We start from the raw sequence: 17,020 nt of genomic DNA on the forward strand, positions 1-17,020 counted from the left end.
GATTTACTCGAATTTAATTAAATTGCCTTCAGAAAATTCTGAGTTATATTGCTTAAATAAAACTTTTCGTGCTTGATCTCCGGCTTTAACTATTTTTGATTTAGATTGAAAACATATTTGAGAGAAAATGTTAACTGAATCTAGTTCTATTTTAGAATTATAAAATTTGATTGTTGCTATTAATTGTTTTGTTGCATCTTTTCTTTCCTTACTTCTATTTCTTGGCTTAACATCTTTTGATTCAATAAAATAAATGTTATTATTTTCGAATATTGCCCAATCACATTTTTTTGAATCTTCATTTTTCATAATTGAATATTCGTTTTCTAGAAATAAAATCTCTTTCGAGTTTTCATTTTCCAGACAGAGATTCCAATATTCTTCTTCACTTTTAAATTGAACAATAGAGTCTTTAATTTCTTCAAGATAGTAAACGGAATCTTCTAATGTTTTATAACAAACATCTTTTTTTAAATCAGGAAAATTGGCTAATAATTCTTCAGCACTCATAAATCTAATAATTTATCAAATTCATCAGCAAAAGTATCAGAAACAGAATCTATCATATTATCTGCGATTTGCCCTAATTTATCATCCATTATCAATTTTGCTTTCCCATTTTTTAACTCATAAGCAATAAAATTTTTGGGGTTTAACCAAGACTCTTTTTTTACAATTTTATTTACTTCTTTCGGTTTTTTTTGTCCTTTATCATAGGCCAACAATAAATTATTAATAGAAGCTAGAACAAAAGGACTATGTGTAGTTACAATTAAATTCTTTCTGTCAACTAAACAATTCTTAACTAAATATTTAATGAGTTCATGTTGAGCTTTAGGATATAAGTTTAGTTCAGGTTCTTCAACAACAAAATTAAAATTGTATTCTTCCTTCAATGATTTTGAATATTCAACTAATAGTAAAATTGGAATAATAGATTGCAGCCCTGAAGCAGATTCTAATAAATCAATTTTTTCAGTTTTATTATGATATATATAAGATGTTTGTCCTTCTCTTTTATATTTTAATTTCTTATCTATGATGTTTAATGGTAACTCTTTAATTGTGTTGATGGCTTTTTCATATTCTTGTCCACTATTCAATAAATATTTAGGAATTTGGATGTTGTTATTTAAAAGTCCTAAAATGTTTGTGTGAATTATATGGAGAAAATTTCGCTCAGTTGGAATATAGACAGAATCGAATAAATAAAAATTGGGAAAAAGTGATATTATATCTTCGAATAATTCAATGTAACTTTCAGTCGAATTATTTTTTTTCAGAATTTCAAAAATTACCTCTATTTGTTGAATAGATAATTCTTCATTTTTATTTTTATTTCGTAAAAATGTTTTAAATTTTATCAATTGTTCCTTGTCTTTGAAAAAATTCATTAACTCTTTATCATGTAGAAGTAAATGTAAATTTAAATGGACTGTTATAAGTTTTTTAAAATCATTTTCTGTTTTTATAACAATATCTTGAAGTTCATTATACTTCTGGAAAATTATATCTTTTTCAGAAATTTTGTTTTTAACAGTATTAAATAATTTTTCACTTTCAATACGTTCAGCTTTTAGTTTTTTATAGCTTATAATGTGATTTTGAATATTGTTTTTAAACGATTCATTATTTAAGTATGTAAATTCAAAAGGATTTTTTTTTGATCCTACATTTGTATAAGTTATAATTGTATCCTCTTTTAAATTAGAAAAAATATTATATTTTTTTAATTCATCCTCGAAGAGAATTTCATCTTTGCTTCTGAAATCTTTATCTTCAAGAATTGCAATCAACTTAGCCAAAGTGCTTTTCCCAGAAGCCTGAGCACCAATAAACGTAACCATTTCTCTAACTTCGATTTCAATATCTTTTAGAGGTCCGAAATTTTTAACAATAAGTTTTGCTCTTTCCATGTTTTCAAAATTAAGGAAAATTTTTATATATGAAAAAGGAGCTTAAATAAAAGCTCCTTTTTAAATTTAATATTATTTCAAAGGAATTTATTCCACCAACTCAACAAATTTAAACTCACCTTCAACAGCCACTTTAGTCAAACCGTGTTTAGATAAGTTTTTCATAGACGCATCCCATTTTTTACCGCTTAAATTTGCAGTAATTTTTAATTGCTGAAGATCCATTTTATTTTCATTTCCTTTCAATAAATCTACGATAAATTTCTCTTCATCAGATAATTCAACCTGAGCTTGTTTTTTCTCCGGACGCATTTGCGGAAACAATAAAACTTCTTGAATCGATGCATTGTTAGTTAAATACATAATCAAACGATCCATACCAATTCCCATTCCAGAAGTTGGCGGCATTCCGTATTCTAATGCTCTTAAGAAATCCTCATCGATAATTCCGTTTGCTTCATCATCACCTTTTTCAGAAAGACGCATTTGATCTTCAAAACGCTCACGCTGATCAATTGGGTCATTTAATTCAGAATATGCATTTGCAATTTCTTTACCGCAAACCATCAATTCGAAACGCTCCGTAAGCTCAGGATTATCGCGGTGTTCTTTACATAAAGGTGACATTTCTTTAGGATAATCGGTAATGAAAGTTGGCTGAATATAATTTCCTTCGCATTTAGCTCCAAAAATTTCATCAATCAATTTTCCTTTCCCCATTGTTTTATCCACGTCGATTCCCATTCCTCTTGCAGCTTCAAACAATTCGTCTTCATTTTTTCCTGAGATATCAAAACCGGTAAAATGTTTAATAGAATCTGTCATTGTAACACGAGCGTAAGGCGCTTTAAAGTTAATTTGGTGTTCACCAAAAGTAACCTCGCTTGTACCGTTTACGGCAATCGCACAATGCTCAAGCAAACCTTCAGCAAATTCCATCATCCAGTTGTAGTCTTTGTAAGCTACATATATTTCCATAGCGGTAAATTCAGGATTATGCGTTCTGTCCATTCCTTCATTTCTAAAGTTTTTAGAGAACTCATAAACACCTTCAAAACCACCAACAATTAATCTTTTTAAATACAATTCATTTGCAATACGCATGTAAAGCGGAATATCAAGCGAATTATGATGCGTAATAAACGGACGCGCAGCAGCTCCACCAGCAATTGGCTGTAAAACCGGAGTTTCAACCTCAAGATATCCGGCATCGTTAAAATAACCACGCATTGCGCTAAATAACTTAGTACGTTTGATAAAGTTTTCTTTAACTTGTGGATTCACTGTTAAATCTACATAACGCATTCTGTAACGCAATTCAGGATCTGTAAAAGCATCGTGAACGTTTCCTTCTACATCAACTCTCGGTAAAGGAAGCGGACGTAACGTTTTACTCAAGAAAGTAAATCCGCTAACACGAATACATTGCGCACCAACTTGTGTAGTGAATAATTCACCTTCAATACCAATAAAGTCACCTAAATCGGTTAGTTTTTTAAATACCGTGTTATATAAAGTTTTATCATCACCTTCACACAAAACATCGCGATTTACGTACAATTGTATACGTCCTTCGCTATCCTGCAATTCAGCAAAACAAGCTTTTCCCTGATCTCTCACGCTCATCAAACGACCCGCAACGATAACCTTCTTACCTTCTTCAAACGATTCCTTTATCTGCTTCGAAGTATGATTTACAGGAAAAAGATTAGCCGGATAAGGATTGATTCCTAAGTTGCGCAAGTTTTGAAGTTTTTCTCTTCTAATGATTTCTTGTTCTGATAATGCCATTTTGTGCTCTTTTTTTAAGTGTGCAAAGATAAAGAAAAGAAAGTAGATTTCAGAATGCAGTTTTTAGATTTTTTGCAGCAGAAATTTATCGTATTTCAATCATCTTCAGTCCCGCTATTCACTTGTATCTTTTTTGCAGAAAAAGCAAAAAAGGATACCGCTTCTATCGGGGCTAGATTAGAGGTTTTGGTTTTTAGTAGAGGTTTTTGCTGGAGTGTCTACGCAATCTTGTCATTCCGAGGAACGAGGAATCTTCGCAAGTAGCTCCACAAACAAAATCGCCAATCTTTGCAGAGTTTCTTGCGAAGATTCCTCGTTCCTCGGAATGACAAAACAGTCAATTGAATATTATTTGATAAAAAGAAAAACCGAAAAGAAACCTTAGTATCTTAGCATCTCACAACCTCAGAACCTTCCAAAAAATGAAATTCATAAAAGCCTTTGTAACTCTATTTCTGGCAACAAGTTGCCAGGTCACAGAAACCATCACAATTAATCCGGACGGGAGTGGAAATATTGAAGTAGTACAGCTTCGTGATGAAAATAGTTATATGCAATTAGCGGGCGAAAGTTATTCTCATGAAGAAGCTTTTAAAGATACAACCTATGTTTTTAAAGAATATATTGAAAAATACAAAGAGAATTTTTTAAAGTATACGCCCGAAGAGCAAAAGCTATTTCAGAAATATTCTAATGTAAAAGTGCATATTAAAGAAAGCTCTTTCGAAAAAGAATTTAAAAATGTTTTTTCGTTTGATTTTGGTAAAGTTTCGGAAATTCCGGATTTGTATAAAACAGAAAATTATGCAGGTGATATAAAGTATAATTATGCCTTAACTGCCGAAAGTCATTATTATAAGGTTGAGTATGCTTTTGATGGAAAAGTTTTTAAGCGCCTGGTTTCTATTACAGATCCTGTCGAACTTCAAAAAACAAAAGATGAGTTTAAGAAAACGGGCTCTAAATATACTTCTTTAAAGCAGACACAAACTTATACGCTTCGCTATCATTTTCCGAAAAAAATAAAATCCGTTTCAAATGAAAAAGCCATTATTAGTCAGGATAAAAAAACTTTTACTGTCGAATTTCCACTTTTAGATTGTTTGCAAAATCCGGAAATGACAAGTTTGGAATTGGTTTTAGAATAAATTCAAATAATTATCAAAAGAAAGTATCTTCGCTGCTCACTAATCTAAATCTGAAATATGAAAAAATATTTACTTTATTTCCTTGTTGCATTATGTATCTCAAGTTGTACGATTAAAGAAAAAATGATAATAAATGAAGATGGTTCAGGATCTTTTTCATACGGTTTTGACATGGCAGAAATGTATAAAATGGGAATGAAAAGCACTGATACCTTAAATAATAAAAAGGTTATAGACACTTCTTTTAATTTTAAAGAACTTTTTGACAAGGCAAAAGATAGTATTGCAAAACTGCCTGCTGCTGATAAAGAAATGCTTAAAGTACTTGAAAATTTTAAAATTAATTTAAAAGTAAACGAAGAACAAAAGCAAATGGAATATAATATGACATTTGATTTTAAAAATTTAGACAGCATTCAAAAAATGGCATCTGCAACACAAGCTATGGAAAAGCTTGCACTTTCTGATAAAAAACGACTTGGAGCATTGAGTGCAGCGCCAAAATCGGAGAGTAATAATGCAGCATCGTTTATTTATGATGGAAAATCTTTTGTAAAAACGATTGTTTCTTCAGAGGATAATAAAAAGACAGCTAAGCCTAAAAAGAAAAACAAAAAGAAAGAAGACGATCCTTTTTTGAAAAAAATGGATGATATGCTTAAAGAATGCAAATATTCTATGGAATATCATTTTCCGAAAAAAATAAAAACAGTTTCTTTAAAAAATGCAGTAATTGCAACAGACAGGAAAAGTTTTATTTATGATGTTCCTTTAGAAAATATGCAAGAGAATACCGATATGGAAATAGGTTTTAAAGTACTATTTGAAGATTAAAAACCAAAATTGCAAAACCATATTCTTTAAAATAGTCTTCGTATATTTGATAAAAAAATTAACCACGATGAAATTATATAAATTACTTAGTTTTTCTTTTTTATTAGCAACCTTAACAAGTTGCACTTTCACCGAAAATATTTATGTAAGCGATAACGGAACCGGAAAATTTGCTCTCGACATGGATGGTTCTGCGTTAATGGAAATGGCAGGAGATCAGCTTGGAAGCCAAATGGGAGCAGATGCCAAAAAAAATATTGATTCAACTTTTACCTTCAAACAATTATTGGCAGATAAAAAAGACAGCATCGCAAAATTATCTCCAGAGGTTCAAAACGAAATTAAAAAACTGGAAGATCTTACGGTTAACCTGAAAATGAATGGTGAGAAAAAAGAATTTCTGATGGCATTTTCAAAAGATTTTAAAAACGTAAACGAATTGCAGGATGTTTTACAAGCCATGAGTACACTTCAAAAATTAGAAGGAGGCTCAAACGCTTCAAATCCTTTTGCAGGTGGTTTGGGAAAAAATAATAGTATATTAAGTTATACTTACGACGGAAAGAAATTTACGCGTAAAGCAATAATCGACAAACAAAAATCAGCCGAAAAGGCTAAAGATAGTGCTGCAGATATGTCAAATATGATTTTTGCATCTTCTAATTATATTTTAAAATATCATTTTCCTAAGCGAATTAAAAAGGTATCAAACCCAAGCGCTTTGTTTAGCGACGATAGAAAATCAATTACATTACAATACTCTTTTACGGATTATATGGAGAATCCTGACAAACTTAACTTTGATGTTGAGTTTGAAAAATAATTAAAATGAATAAAAAAATTCAACTTCAAGATTTAGGAAGTAAAGATTATAAATCGACCTGGGAATATCAGGAAGAACTTTTTAAAGACATAGTCGACTTAAAAATTAAAAATAGAAGAGAGGAACTAGAATTAGAAACTCCAAATTATTTATTGTTTGTCGAACATCCGCATGTTTATACTTTAGGTAAAAGTGGAGATCTTGAAAACTTGTTGTTAAACGAAAAACAACTTGAAGCAAAAGGAGCAACTTTTTATAAAATCAATCGTGGCGGCGATATTACCTATCACGGACCGGGACAAATTGTAGGTTATCCTATTTTAGACTTAGAAAATTTCTTTACAGATATTCATAAATATTTACGTTTTCTGGAAGAAGCTATCATTCTGACTTTAGAAGAATATGGTTTAAAATGTGGCAGAAGCGAAGGTGAAACGGGCGTTTGGTTAGACGTTGAAACTCCGTTTGCACGTAAAATATGTGCGCTTGGTGTACGCGCTTCACGCTGGGTTACAATGCACGGATTTGCTTTAAACGTAAATGTTGATTTAGGTTATTTTGATAATATAATTCCATGTGGAATTCGCGGAAAAGGCGTTACTTCCTTACAAGTTGAACTTGGTGTAGAAAAAGTTGACGAAGACGAAGTAAAATCGAAAATTGTAAAACACTTGACTGAATTGTTTGAAGCTGAATTTGTTAAATAGTTTCAAAAAAAATAAAATATGGAAAATGCTGAAGAAAATAACAATTATAGAATTGATGTTCCTTCAGCATTTTCAACTGTTTTTTCTCATTTTTACTTCGCAGAAAATAAAACAGCTTTTCCAATAACAAAAACATTATTGCCAAGTTTTCAGACTATTTTGGTTTTTAACTTCGGTACAAAATCTTTTTTAAAATCAAAACAAAATACCGTTTTACAAGTGGAGAAATGCATTGTTTTAGGACCAATAAAACAGGCATTTGATTATACTTTAGAACCTGATTCTGAAATTTTAGTGGCAAATTTTAAAGAAGATGCTTTTTACAGATTCTTCGGAAATGCACTTTTAACGCATTCTTTACCCATTCATCCCGATGTTTTAATTGCTCAAAATTGTTTTGATGTTTTATGGGAAGAATTAAAAATAATTCCGGACACAAAAGACCGCGTCGATTATATTTTAGAATTCTGTAAACCTTATTTAGGAGAGCAAAATGCGATAACAACACTTTTGGCTGATTTTAAAGAAGAGTCTTTAAATCCGATAAAAGCAATTGCTTCACAGATAAATCAAACGGAAAGAAATATTCAGCTTCATCAAAAGAAATTTTTTGGGTATACGATTAAAGAAATCAGTCGCTACGAACGTTTTTTGAAAGCGGTTGATCTTATTCAGAAAACTTCAGTTAATGACGAAAAAACAGATTGGCTTTCGATTGTAGAACAATGTGGTTATTACGATCAAAGTCAGTTGATTCATGATTTTAAATATTATATGAACATCTCGCCAACAAAATTCTTAAAGTTTCAAAGCGATATCTGCAGCGCAAAAGGCACTTAAGCCACTTTTCGTTTTCTTACAATTGTACCCAAACATTGCGTTTTACATTTGTCATGTAATCTTTAAAAAATAGAAAACATGAAAAATTTAATTGTTTATGCGCATCCAAATCCGGCTAGTTTAAATCATTTCTTAAAACAAACTATTGTCGAAAACCTTGAAGAATCGGGACAAGAAGTTATTGTTCGCGATTTAAATGAATTGAATTTTAATCCGGTGCTTTCTTTAGATGATATGAACGGACAAAGAATGGGACAAGTTGTTAATGATGTAAAAATCGAACAGGATTTTATTATCTGGGCAGACCGCGTTATTTTTGTTTATCCAATTTGGTGGACAGGAATGCCGGCGATTATGAAAGGTTATATTGACCGCGTTTTTAGTTTCGGATTTGCGTATCGATACGATCAGGGAATTCAAAAAGGATTATTGGCTGGGAAGAAAGCAATCATCATCAATTCGCACGGAAAATCAAACGCAGAATATGCCGAAAATGGCTTGGATAAAGCTTTGGCTTTAACATCTGATACTGGAATTTTTAATTATTGCGGATTCGAAATTCAGCAGCATTTTTATTTTGATAAAGCAGATCGCGCTTCTTCAGAAAATATTTCAGAATGGGAAAATCAGATTATATCTTTTTTAAACGAAAATAAATAAGCCAATTAGAATTCCAATTCCAATTGATCCGGCAAAAGTCTGAAACTCATTCGGTGGTATTTTGTAGTTCCGTATTTTCTAATAGCGTCCCGGTGTTCTCTGGTAGGATATCCTTTATTTTGTTTCCAGTTGTACATCGGGAATTCTTCATGAATTAGATCCATATATTCATCACGATAGGTTTTGGCTAAAACAGAAGCGGCTGCAATACTTACAAATTTTGCGTCTCCTTTTATAATACTTTGGTTTGGAATAGATTTTAATAAATCTATTTCATCTTTCGAAAATTGTTTTCCAAAAGTATTCTTTAAACCCAATTTTGCATTAAGCGATCTGTTTCCATCCACAATAATATATTCCGGACGCTGGTTTAATTTTAAAATACATTCCTGCATTCCTTTCATTGATGCATTTAGAATATTGATTTCATCAATTTCTTCTGCATGAAGATGTGTTACAGAATAGCAAACGGCATGTTTCTCGATAATAGGTTTTAAGTGAAACCTTATTTTTTCAGACAATTGTTTACTGTCATTTAAAAATTCATGCTCAAAATCTGCCGGTAAAATTATGGCAGCGGCAGTTACCGGACCAGCCAGACAACCACGGCCAGCTTCATCTGTACCAGTTTCTAAAATAAATCCGGAGAAATTTTTTGCAAGCATTTATTTAAATTTTCAAAACACAATATTATAAAATTTTTGCCGAAAATTTTCGTTCTTTAACTTATTGAAAAAGCAGTGGTATAAATTGAAGTGTTTTTTTATTTATACGTTTTTATCTTTTACCTTTGCCTGATAAATTTTGCCAAAATAATTATATATAAAGCTATCAAATGAGAATATTCTTTTTTCTATATCTATTAGTCGTACCCGCCTTATTGTTTTCTCAAGAAAAAAAAAATGCGTCTAAAAGCAATTTAGATATGAATACCAAATACACCAGTATTACCGATACGCTGAAAAAAAAACAAGCAAAAATTGCTAAAATCGAACAGTATCAAATTTATACTTTAGAACACGATACTACTTATGCTGATACTTCCTTAACACTAAAAAGTGCTTATAAACAAAATTATCTTCGCAAGGACAATTTTGGGCTTTTGGAATTTCCTAATATTGGACAACCTTATAATACTTTACAATACAGTTTAACTGATTTTTCGCCATATCCTGAAATCGGTTTTAAAGCAAAACACTTTAGTTATCTTGAAGTTAGTGATATTAGATATTATTCGGTCGCGACACCTTTTACAGAGTTGTTTTTTAATACGACTATTAATAAAGGTCAGAACGTAGATTCGTTTATTACGCTGAATACTTCCGAAAATCTAAATTTTTCTATTGCCTACAGAGGTTTGCGTTCTGAGGGAAATTATATTAATCAATTGGTAAGTACCGGAAATTTTCGTTTTACAACAAGTTATTTCACTACAGATAAAAGATATATCCTAAATGCCCATGTTACTTTTCAGGATATTTCAAATGAAGAAAATGGCGGTATAACAACACCGGAAGATTTTGAAAGCGGAGATGCTGATTTTAAGAACCGTCAAAGATTACAGGTTTATTTAACCGATGCAAAATCGTTTTTAAAAGGAAAGCGATTGTTTTTTGATCATGCTTTTAGAGTAAATCCAACAGCAGGAAATAATAATTTATATGTAACGCATCAATTCAATTACGAAAATAAATTTTTCGAATACAATCAGCCAACAGTTTTTTCTACTGTTGATGGTGCAGAGGTAGCAAGATTTGGAGACGCTTATGTTGCAAGCGCAATTAATGATCAGACTCGTTTTGAAAAACTGTATAACAAAGCAGGACTTGCTTATGAAAATTCACTTCTTGGGAAATTTAATTTTTTCATAGATGATTACAGATCTAATTATGAGTATAATAGAATTATAATAAATGCTGATGGTTCCAGAATTCCTGATAATTTATTTCTTCAGTTTAATAATGTTGGTGGACAATATGAATACCAAAAAAATAAGTGGAATGGTCGATTTTTATATTCAAGATCAATTACAAATGAATCACTTTCTGATTTAGATGCCAAATTAAGATACAATTTAAACGATAAAATTCAGTTTGATTTTAGATATCGAAACATCAATAAACTGCCAAATAATAACTATAATTTATACCAAAGCAGTTTTATACAATATAACTGGTCGAATGATTTTAAAAATGAAAAAATTAATTCACTAAGTGCCAGTATTTATACGCCTTGGTTAAATGCCGAAGCTCAATATACTGTATTAAAAGATCATTTATATTTTGAAGATGTATCTACAGATGCTCAGATAGCTGCGCAAACCCAAATTGTAAACCCGGCTCAATACGGAAATGCAATTAATTATCTTTCTGTTAAAGCCAACAAAGAATTCAAATTTGGAGCTTTTGGTTTTGATAATACATTTTTATATCAAAAAGTTGATCAGTCTGATTTGATTTTAAACGTGCCTGATTTCGTAACCAGAAATACACTTTATTATTCAAGTTACTTTTTCAAAAAAGCATTGTTTATGCAAACAGGATTAACATTTAATTATTTTACCAGTTATTATGGTAATGATTATAATCCTGTTGTTGGAGAATTTTTTGTTCAGACAGATAAAAAAATTGGAGGCTATGCCAACTTTGATTACTACATAAATTTTAGAATCAGGCAAACAAGATTTTACTTTAAAGCAGAACATTTTAACGCTGCTTTTTCTGGATACAATTATTATTCAGCGCCTAATAATCCATATCGTGATTTCACTATCCGATTTGGTTTAGTTTGGAATTTCTTCCAATAAATTATACTCTTTACTTTACTTAAACCAAATAATTTAAATTCACGAAAAAATGGACTTTTCAAATAATATTTTAGAAACAATTGGTAATACACCATTAGTAAAACTCAACAAAATTGTTGCTGAAATTGATGCGTTAGTATTGGCAAAAGTCGAAACTTTTAATCCCGGAAATTCTGTAAAAGACAGAATGGCCGTGAAAATGATTGAAGATGCTGAAGCTGATGGTCGTTTAAAACCCGGAGGAACTATTATTGAAGGAACTTCTGGAAATACCGGAATGGGATTGGCACTTGTAGCCATTATAAAAGGATACAAATTGATTTGTGTAATATCAGACAAACAGTCTAAAGAGAAAATGGATATTTTGCGTGCTGTTGGTGCCAAAGTAGTAGTTTGTCCAACAGATGTTGAACCTACAGATCCTCGTTCTTATTATTCAGTTTCAAAAAGATTGGCTGAAGAAACACCAAATTCATGGTATGTAAATCAATACGATAATATGTCGAATTCATTGGCACATTATGAACAAACCGGACCGGAAATTTGGAAGCAAACCGATGGAAAAATTACTCATTTTGTTGTGGGAGTTGGAACTGGAGGAACAATCTCTGGTGTTGGAAAGTATTTGAAAGAGAAAAATCCAAATATTAAAATTTGGGGAATTGATACATATGGTTCGGTTTTTAAAAAATACCATGAGACAGGAATTTTTGATGAAAACGAAATCTATTCTTATATTACTGAAGGAATAGGAGAAGATATTTTACCAAAAAATGTTGACTTTTCTTTAATTGACGGATTTACAAAAGTAACTGATAAAGATGCTGCTGTTTATACCAGAAAAATTGCTCTTGAAGAAGCTATTTTTGTTGGAAATTCTGCCGGAGCTTGTATAAAAGGATTATTACAGCTTAAAGAACATTTTAAGCCTGAAGATGTTGTTGTAGTGCTTTTTCACGATTCTGGAAGCCGTTATGTTGGTAAAATGTTCAATGATGACTGGATGCGTGAGCGTGGTTTCTTAGAAGAAAACGTGACAAAAGCCGAAGATGTTATCAAGGACCATATTGATAAAGAATTAATTGTTGTACGTACAGAAGAATTGGTTTCACACGCTATCGAACGTATGCGTAAATATAAAATTTCGCAGATTCCGGTTGTAGATATTAACGGATTTGTTGGTTCTGTCGACGAAACAGATTTATTTAGAAGTTATGTTGCCGACAAAAATGTTGCCGAAAAACCGATTAAAGAAGTAATGGGAAAACCTTTTCCAATTGTAAAATTAGGAACAACAATCGAAGAAGTATCTAAGTTATTTACGAAAGAAAATGATGCTGTTTTGGTTGATTTAGGAAATGGAAAACATCACATTATTACAAAATATGATATTATCGGGTCTATAAAATAAGACCGTTTTAATAACTTTATCTGTCCATAAATCTAGTTTAATAAATTAGATTTATGGATTTTTCATCTCATTTTATAATGAATTTTACTGCTATAGATTTTGAAACTGCCACAGGTTATCATCCTTGTTCTGTTGGAATTGTTACTGTTGAAAACGGAATAATTGTAGATGAGTTTGTGACTTTGATTAAGCCGCCAAATAATGAGTATAATCCGTTTACGATTCGCGTTCATGGCATATATCCGCGTGATACAATAAATGCTAAATCATTTCGCCAGGTTTTTCCTGAAATTGAAAAGCGATTGAAAAATAGAGTAGTGGTAGCGCATAACGAAAGTTTTGACCGCAATGTTTTGATGAAAACAATGGCACTTTGTGGTTTGCAATATGAAGATTTAAATATTGCTGAGAAATGGGAATGTACAGTTAAGATATATAAAGCAAAAGGCCTTAAACCTACTAAATTAAGTGATTGCTGTCGCGAAATGAATATTCAGTTAAACCATCATGAAGCACTTTCTGATGCTCGGGCCTGTGCCAAATTATATATGTTGCGATAAACAATATATTTTGTAAGATTAATATTATTTTATTTAATTTTGAGCTTTTATAAATTTAATATAAAAGCCAATAAATGAAAGAAGATTTTCTTCATTATCTCTGGAAATTCAAGAAGTTTGAAACCTTGAATTTAATAACAACTCAGAAAGAACAAATTACTATAATTAAAACCGGGGATTATTTAGAGCTTTCAGGCCCCGATTTTTTTAATGCCCAAATTATAATTGGAAAACAAAAATGGGCAGGAAATGTTGAGATCCATTTAAAATCATCTGATTGGTATGTTCATGGCCACGAAAAAGATGCTGCTTATGAAAATGTTATTTTGCATGTAGTTTGGGAACATGATACCGAAATTTTTGGAAAAAATAATAGAGAAATTCCTGTTTTGGTTTTAAAAGACTATGTCTCTTCAGAAACTGTAAATAATTATCAATCATTAATGAGCCCAAAATCGTGGATATCCTGCGAAAAACAAATTGCTCAAATAGATGATTTTGTTTTTAAGAATTGGCAGGAGCGATTGTTTTTTGAGCGATTAGAACGCAAATCAAAATTTATTTATGATTTACTCGAAGAAACAAATCAGGATTGGGAAGCAGTTTTGTTTTGCCTCTTGGCGAAGAATTTTGGACTCAATACAAATGGAAATGCATTTTTGCAAATAGCCAAAAAACTTCCATTTTCAATTATTCGAAAAGAAAGCTTCGAAGTCGAAAATCTAGAGGCTTTACTTTTAGGAACTTCAGGTTTATTAGATGCTGAGAAAGAAGATGTGTATTTTAAGGATTTGAAAATTAGATATTTTTATCTTCTGTATAAATATCAATTAGATAAGGCTTATACAGATCCCGTGGAGTTTTTTAAACATCGTCCTGATAATTTTCCCACGATCAGGCTTTCACAGTTAGCAAGTTTGTATAACAAACATCAAAATTTATTTTCTAAGATTATTGCTTTAAAATCAGTCAAAAGCATATATGAGTTGTTAAACGTTTCAGCGAGTTTGTATTGGCAAAATCATTATCAGTTTGATAAAGAAAGTCCGAAGAAATCAAAACCATTGTCAAAGTCATTTATTGATTTACTAATTATTAATACCATTATTCCTATTCAGTTTGCATATTCGAACATTATGGGAGAATCGTTTTCAGAAGATTTAATTGCATTATTAAATGAAGTTTCTCCGGAAAAGAACTCTATCGTCGAAAAGTTTGAATCTTTTGGTATTTCTTCTAAAAATGCGTTTGACACACAAACATTGATTCAGCTTAAAAATGAATACTGTAATCAAAAAGCTTGTTTGAGATGCGCGGTAGGGATGGAGTTATTAAGAAATAATTAGAGAATTAGAAAATGTGGCAATGAGATAATTTTGTATTTTTGCATATACTTCTAAGCGAAGTCACACTATTCATTCCGAGCGTAGCCGAGGAATAAATCTAAAATCTAAAATCTAAAATCTAAAATCTAAAATCTAAAATCTAAAATTTAAACATGTCAGCAATTTTAAGACTTAAATTTTTCTTTGAAAAATATGGATTCCATGTTTCATCGCGATTAGCAGATAAACTCGGAATGCGTGTTACGAGCGTACGATTGTTTTTTATCTATATTTCGTTTGTAACAGCAGGATTAGGTTTTGGTATTTATCTAACTTTAGCCTTTTGGATTCGTTTAAAAGATTTAATTCGCGCCAAACGAACTTCTGTTTTTGACTTGTAATTTTAAAAATTGGATATAAAAAAGCCCCTTATTTTAATAAATAAGGGGCTTTTCAATTTTGTGTTTTTTTATTCTATTTCTTCTGGTCTGTTTAGTTTTGCTCGTTTTTTACTGTAAGCAAAATAAACAATAATACCTATAGCTAACCATCCTAGTGAAAGTAATTGAGCATCTAAACTCAAATTAATCATTAAGTACGTATTGATTGAAATACCACAAATTGCGATTATTGGAAGAGCTGGAACTTTAAATGTTCTTGTTAATTGAGGTTGTTTTACTCTTAGAATCCAAACAGCAATACAAACCATTGTAAAAGCAAATAAGGTACCAAAACTTGTCATATCTGCTAATCTGTTAATTGGTGTAAAAGCTGCAACTACAGCAATAATACCACCTAAGATAATTAAATTAGTTTTTGGTGTTCCTGAAATTGGATTTACTTTAGAGAATACAGCAGGAATTAAACCATCTTTAGACATACCAAGGAAAATTCTTGATTGTCCCATAATCATTACCATTAATACAGAAATCAATCCAATAGTTGCAGCAACTGTAATAATAAAACCAGCCCATGGTTGCCCCGCAATATCAAATGCGTAAGCTACTGGTGCTTTTATAGCTTCCGGATATTTTCCTAGTGGATTAAAGTCTTGATAATTCATCATTCCTGTTAAAACTAAAGAAACAAGAATATATAATGTAGTACAAATTAATAACGAAGCAATAATTGCAAACGGTACATCTTTCTTAGGATTAATAGCTTCACCGGCTTGTGTTGAAACGGCATCAAAACCTACATAAGCAAAGAAAATTGCAGCAGCTCCAGAAACAATTCCCGCTATTCCATATGCATTGTGAGTAGTCTCTTTTTCGATGATTTTAGTAGCCTCAGGAATAAATGGATGCCAGTTAGCAGTATTAATAAAGAAAAGACCGGCAATGATTACAAATATAACAGCAGAAACTTTAAGAATAACGATCATATTGTTTGCTTTTGCTGCGCTTTTTGTACCTTTAATAAGTAACGAAATAACTAAAATCACGATTAAAAAAGCAGGTAGATTCATTGAAAAGCCTTCACCAGTATAACTTGCCGGGTCTGTTGTGAGCCAGTCAGGAAGTTTAATGTGAAACATTTTAAGTAATTTGTTGAAATATCCAGACCATGAAACAGCTACGGTCATTGATCCCATTGCATACTCAAGGATTAGCCCCCAACCAATAATCCAGGCAAAAATTTCTCCAATTGTACCATAAGCATACGCATAAGCTGAACCCTCAACTGGTAAAATTGACGCAAACTCAGAATAACAAAGAGCTGCAAAAACGCAGGCAACACCTGCAATAATGAAAGAAAGTGCTAAAGCAGGACCAGCATGATAATATGCACCGGTACCAGTTAGAACAAAAATTCCTCCACCAATAATAGCTCCAACTCCAATGGCTGTAAGGCTCCATTTTCCCAGAACTCTTTTTAAATCACTTTTTTTCATATCCGCTTCAAAAGCCGATATCGGTTTAACTCTCCAAATTGACATATTATAATAGTGGTTTATTGTTATTAAGCTCCAAATGTATCGTTTTTTATAAAAAATAAAAACAATTATATAAGTTTAAGTTATAAAATGTTTAAAATTAATACAGGATCATCCGAAATTCAGTTCCAATAACTCTATTTTGTCAACTTACTTTGATAAAAAATACATTATGCATTTTTTTATAAATTATAAAAATTTAGTATTTTTCTTATAAATAAGCTCTTTTTGACTTAATTTTGACTTTTAAAAAATTGAAAAGT

At 31.1% G+C, this 17,020-nt stretch carries 16 protein-coding genes; 11 read left to right on the forward strand and 5 right to left on the reverse strand.

The window, feature by feature from the left end:
• Window positions 1-3 precede the first annotated feature (3 nt).
• From RT99_RS06935 to lysS, 3 genes are all read right to left on the reverse strand, one after another.
• A complete protein-coding gene (locus RT99_RS06935) occupies window positions 4-510 on the reverse strand; it encodes a hypothetical protein (RefSeq protein ID WP_042563988.1) in 507 nt (168 codons plus the stop codon).
• A complete protein-coding gene (locus RT99_RS24645; protein WP_052483603.1) occupies window positions 507-1,916 on the reverse strand; it encodes an AAA family ATPase in 1,410 nt (469 codons plus the stop codon). Before RT99_RS24645 ends, RT99_RS06935 begins: the two co-directional genes overlap by 4 nt.
• A gap of 87 nt (window positions 1,917-2,003) precedes the next feature.
• Window positions 2,004-3,707, reverse strand: a complete 1,704-nt coding sequence (gene lysS, locus RT99_RS06945; RefSeq protein WP_042563989.1) for a lysine--tRNA ligase — start codon at window positions 3,705-3,707, stop codon at window positions 2,004-2,006.
• Between the two features lie 422 nt (window positions 3,708-4,129).
• Between lysS and RT99_RS06955 the strand changes: the two genes are divergently transcribed.
• The 6 genes from RT99_RS06955 (at window position 4,130) to RT99_RS06980 (ending at window position 8,719) form a co-directional block, all read left to right on the forward strand.
• The gene (locus tag RT99_RS06955) at window positions 4,130-4,855 is read left to right on the forward strand and encodes a hypothetical protein (protein ID WP_042563991.1); all 726 of its coding nucleotides are present in this window, start codon (window positions 4,130-4,132) and stop codon (window positions 4,853-4,855) included.
• Between the two features lie 57 nt (window positions 4,856-4,912).
• The gene (locus tag RT99_RS06960) at window positions 4,913-5,689 is read left to right on the forward strand and encodes a hypothetical protein (protein ID WP_042563992.1); all 777 of its coding nucleotides are present in this window, start codon (window positions 4,913-4,915) and stop codon (window positions 5,687-5,689) included.
• A gap of 67 nt (window positions 5,690-5,756) precedes the next feature.
• Window positions 5,757-6,512, forward strand: coding sequence for a hypothetical protein (locus tag RT99_RS06965; RefSeq protein ID WP_042563993.1), 756 nt, complete (start codon window positions 5,757-5,759; stop codon window positions 6,510-6,512).
• 5 nt (window positions 6,513-6,517) lie between these two features.
• The gene (gene lipB, locus RT99_RS06970) at window positions 6,518-7,219 is read left to right on the forward strand and encodes a lipoyl(octanoyl) transferase LipB (protein ID WP_042563994.1); all 702 of its coding nucleotides are present in this window, start codon (window positions 6,518-6,520) and stop codon (window positions 7,217-7,219) included.
• A gap of 18 nt (window positions 7,220-7,237) precedes the next feature.
• A complete protein-coding gene (locus RT99_RS06975; protein WP_042563995.1) occupies window positions 7,238-8,059 on the forward strand; it encodes an AraC family transcriptional regulator in 822 nt (273 codons plus the stop codon).
• Between the two features lie 78 nt (window positions 8,060-8,137).
• On the forward strand, window positions 8,138-8,719 hold the full coding sequence (locus RT99_RS06980; RefSeq protein WP_042563996.1) for an NAD(P)H-dependent oxidoreductase: 582 nt from the start codon (window positions 8,138-8,140) through the stop codon (window positions 8,717-8,719).
• A 5-nt stretch (window positions 8,720-8,724) separates the two neighbouring features.
• Here RT99_RS06980 and RT99_RS06985 read toward each other — a convergent pair whose 3' ends face one another.
• Window positions 8,725-9,384 (reverse strand): ribonuclease HII, encoded by a 660-nt coding sequence (locus RT99_RS06985; RefSeq protein ID WP_042563997.1) that lies wholly within the window; start codon window positions 9,382-9,384, stop codon window positions 8,725-8,727.
• A gap of 170 nt (window positions 9,385-9,554) precedes the next feature.
• Here RT99_RS06985 and RT99_RS06990 point away from each other — a divergent pair, with 170 nt between their 5' ends.
• The 5 genes from RT99_RS06990 (at window position 9,555) to RT99_RS07010 (ending at window position 15,222) form a co-directional block, all read left to right on the forward strand.
• Entirely contained in the window at window positions 9,555-11,525 is a 1,971-nt protein-coding gene (locus RT99_RS06990) for a putative porin (protein ID WP_042563998.1), read from the forward strand.
• A gap of 49 nt (window positions 11,526-11,574) precedes the next feature.
• Window positions 11,575-12,936 carry a pyridoxal-phosphate dependent enzyme gene (locus tag RT99_RS06995; protein ID WP_042563999.1) on the forward strand — a complete coding sequence of 454 codons (1,362 nt, stop codon included), beginning with the start codon at window positions 11,575-11,577 and terminating at the stop codon, window positions 12,934-12,936.
• Window positions 12,937-13,013: 77 nt separating this feature from the next.
• A complete protein-coding gene (locus RT99_RS07000; RefSeq protein ID WP_042564000.1) occupies window positions 13,014-13,496 on the forward strand; it encodes a 3'-5' exonuclease in 483 nt (160 codons plus the stop codon).
• A gap of 74 nt (window positions 13,497-13,570) precedes the next feature.
• Window positions 13,571-14,842, forward strand: a complete 1,272-nt coding sequence (locus RT99_RS07005) for a DUF2851 family protein (protein WP_042564001.1) — start codon at window positions 13,571-13,573, stop codon at window positions 14,840-14,842.
• A gap of 152 nt (window positions 14,843-14,994) precedes the next feature.
• The gene (locus tag RT99_RS07010; protein WP_042564002.1) at window positions 14,995-15,222 is read left to right on the forward strand and encodes a PspC family transcriptional regulator; all 228 of its coding nucleotides are present in this window, start codon (window positions 14,995-14,997) and stop codon (window positions 15,220-15,222) included.
• Between the two features lie 68 nt (window positions 15,223-15,290).
• On the opposite strand, the gene RT99_RS07015 is transcribed toward RT99_RS07010, so the two are convergent.
• Entirely contained in the window at window positions 15,291-16,760 is a 1,470-nt protein-coding gene (locus tag RT99_RS07015) for an APC family permease (RefSeq protein WP_042564003.1), read from the reverse strand.
• Window positions 16,761-17,020: the final 260 nt, after the last annotated feature.

The sequence above is a fragment of the Flavobacterium sp. MEB061 genome (genome assembly GCF_000834715.1).
Classification (GTDB): domain Bacteria; phylum Bacteroidota; class Bacteroidia; order Flavobacteriales; family Flavobacteriaceae; genus Flavobacterium; species Flavobacterium pectinovorum.

Coding starts and splice junctions, on each gene's coding strand:
- RT99_RS06990 (WP_042563998.1), top strand. CDS start 9,555: ATGAGAATATTCTTTTTTCTATATCTATTAGTCGTACCCGCCTTATTG.
- RT99_RS06975 (WP_042563995.1), top strand. CDS start 7,238: ATGGAAAATGCTGAAGAAAATAACAATTATAGAATTGATGTTCCTTCA.
- RT99_RS06995 (WP_042563999.1), top strand. CDS start 11,575: ATGGACTTTTCAAATAATATTTTAGAAACAATTGGTAATACACCATTA.
- RT99_RS06985 (WP_042563997.1), bottom strand. CDS start 9,384: ATGCTTGCAAAAAATTTCTCCGGATTTATTTTAGAAACTGGTACAGAT.
- RT99_RS07005 (WP_042564001.1), top strand. CDS start 13,571: ATGAAAGAAGATTTTCTTCATTATCTCTGGAAATTCAAGAAGTTTGAA.
- RT99_RS07000 (WP_042564000.1), top strand. CDS start 13,014: ATGAATTTTACTGCTATAGATTTTGAAACTGCCACAGGTTATCATCCT.
- RT99_RS06955 (WP_042563991.1), top strand. CDS start 4,130: ATGAAATTCATAAAAGCCTTTGTAACTCTATTTCTGGCAACAAGTTGC.
- RT99_RS06965 (WP_042563993.1), top strand. CDS start 5,757: ATGAAATTATATAAATTACTTAGTTTTTCTTTTTTATTAGCAACCTTA.
- lipB (WP_042563994.1), top strand. CDS start 6,518: ATGAATAAAAAAATTCAACTTCAAGATTTAGGAAGTAAAGATTATAAA.
- lysS (WP_042563989.1), bottom strand. CDS start 3,707: ATGGCATTATCAGAACAAGAAATCATTAGAAGAGAAAAACTTCAAAAC.
- RT99_RS06980 (WP_042563996.1), top strand. CDS start 8,138: ATGAAAAATTTAATTGTTTATGCGCATCCAAATCCGGCTAGTTTAAAT.
- RT99_RS06935 (WP_042563988.1), bottom strand. CDS start 510: ATGAGTGCTGAAGAATTATTAGCCAATTTTCCTGATTTAAAAAAAGAT.
- RT99_RS07015 (WP_042564003.1), bottom strand. CDS start 16,760: ATGTCAATTTGGAGAGTTAAACCGATATCGGCTTTTGAAGCGGATATG.
- RT99_RS06960 (WP_042563992.1), top strand. CDS start 4,913: ATGAAAAAATATTTACTTTATTTCCTTGTTGCATTATGTATCTCAAGT.
- RT99_RS07010 (WP_042564002.1), top strand. CDS start 14,995: ATGTCAGCAATTTTAAGACTTAAATTTTTCTTTGAAAAATATGGATTC.
- RT99_RS24645 (WP_052483603.1), bottom strand. CDS start 1,916: ATGGAAAGAGCAAAACTTATTGTTAAAAATTTCGGACCTCTAAAAGAT.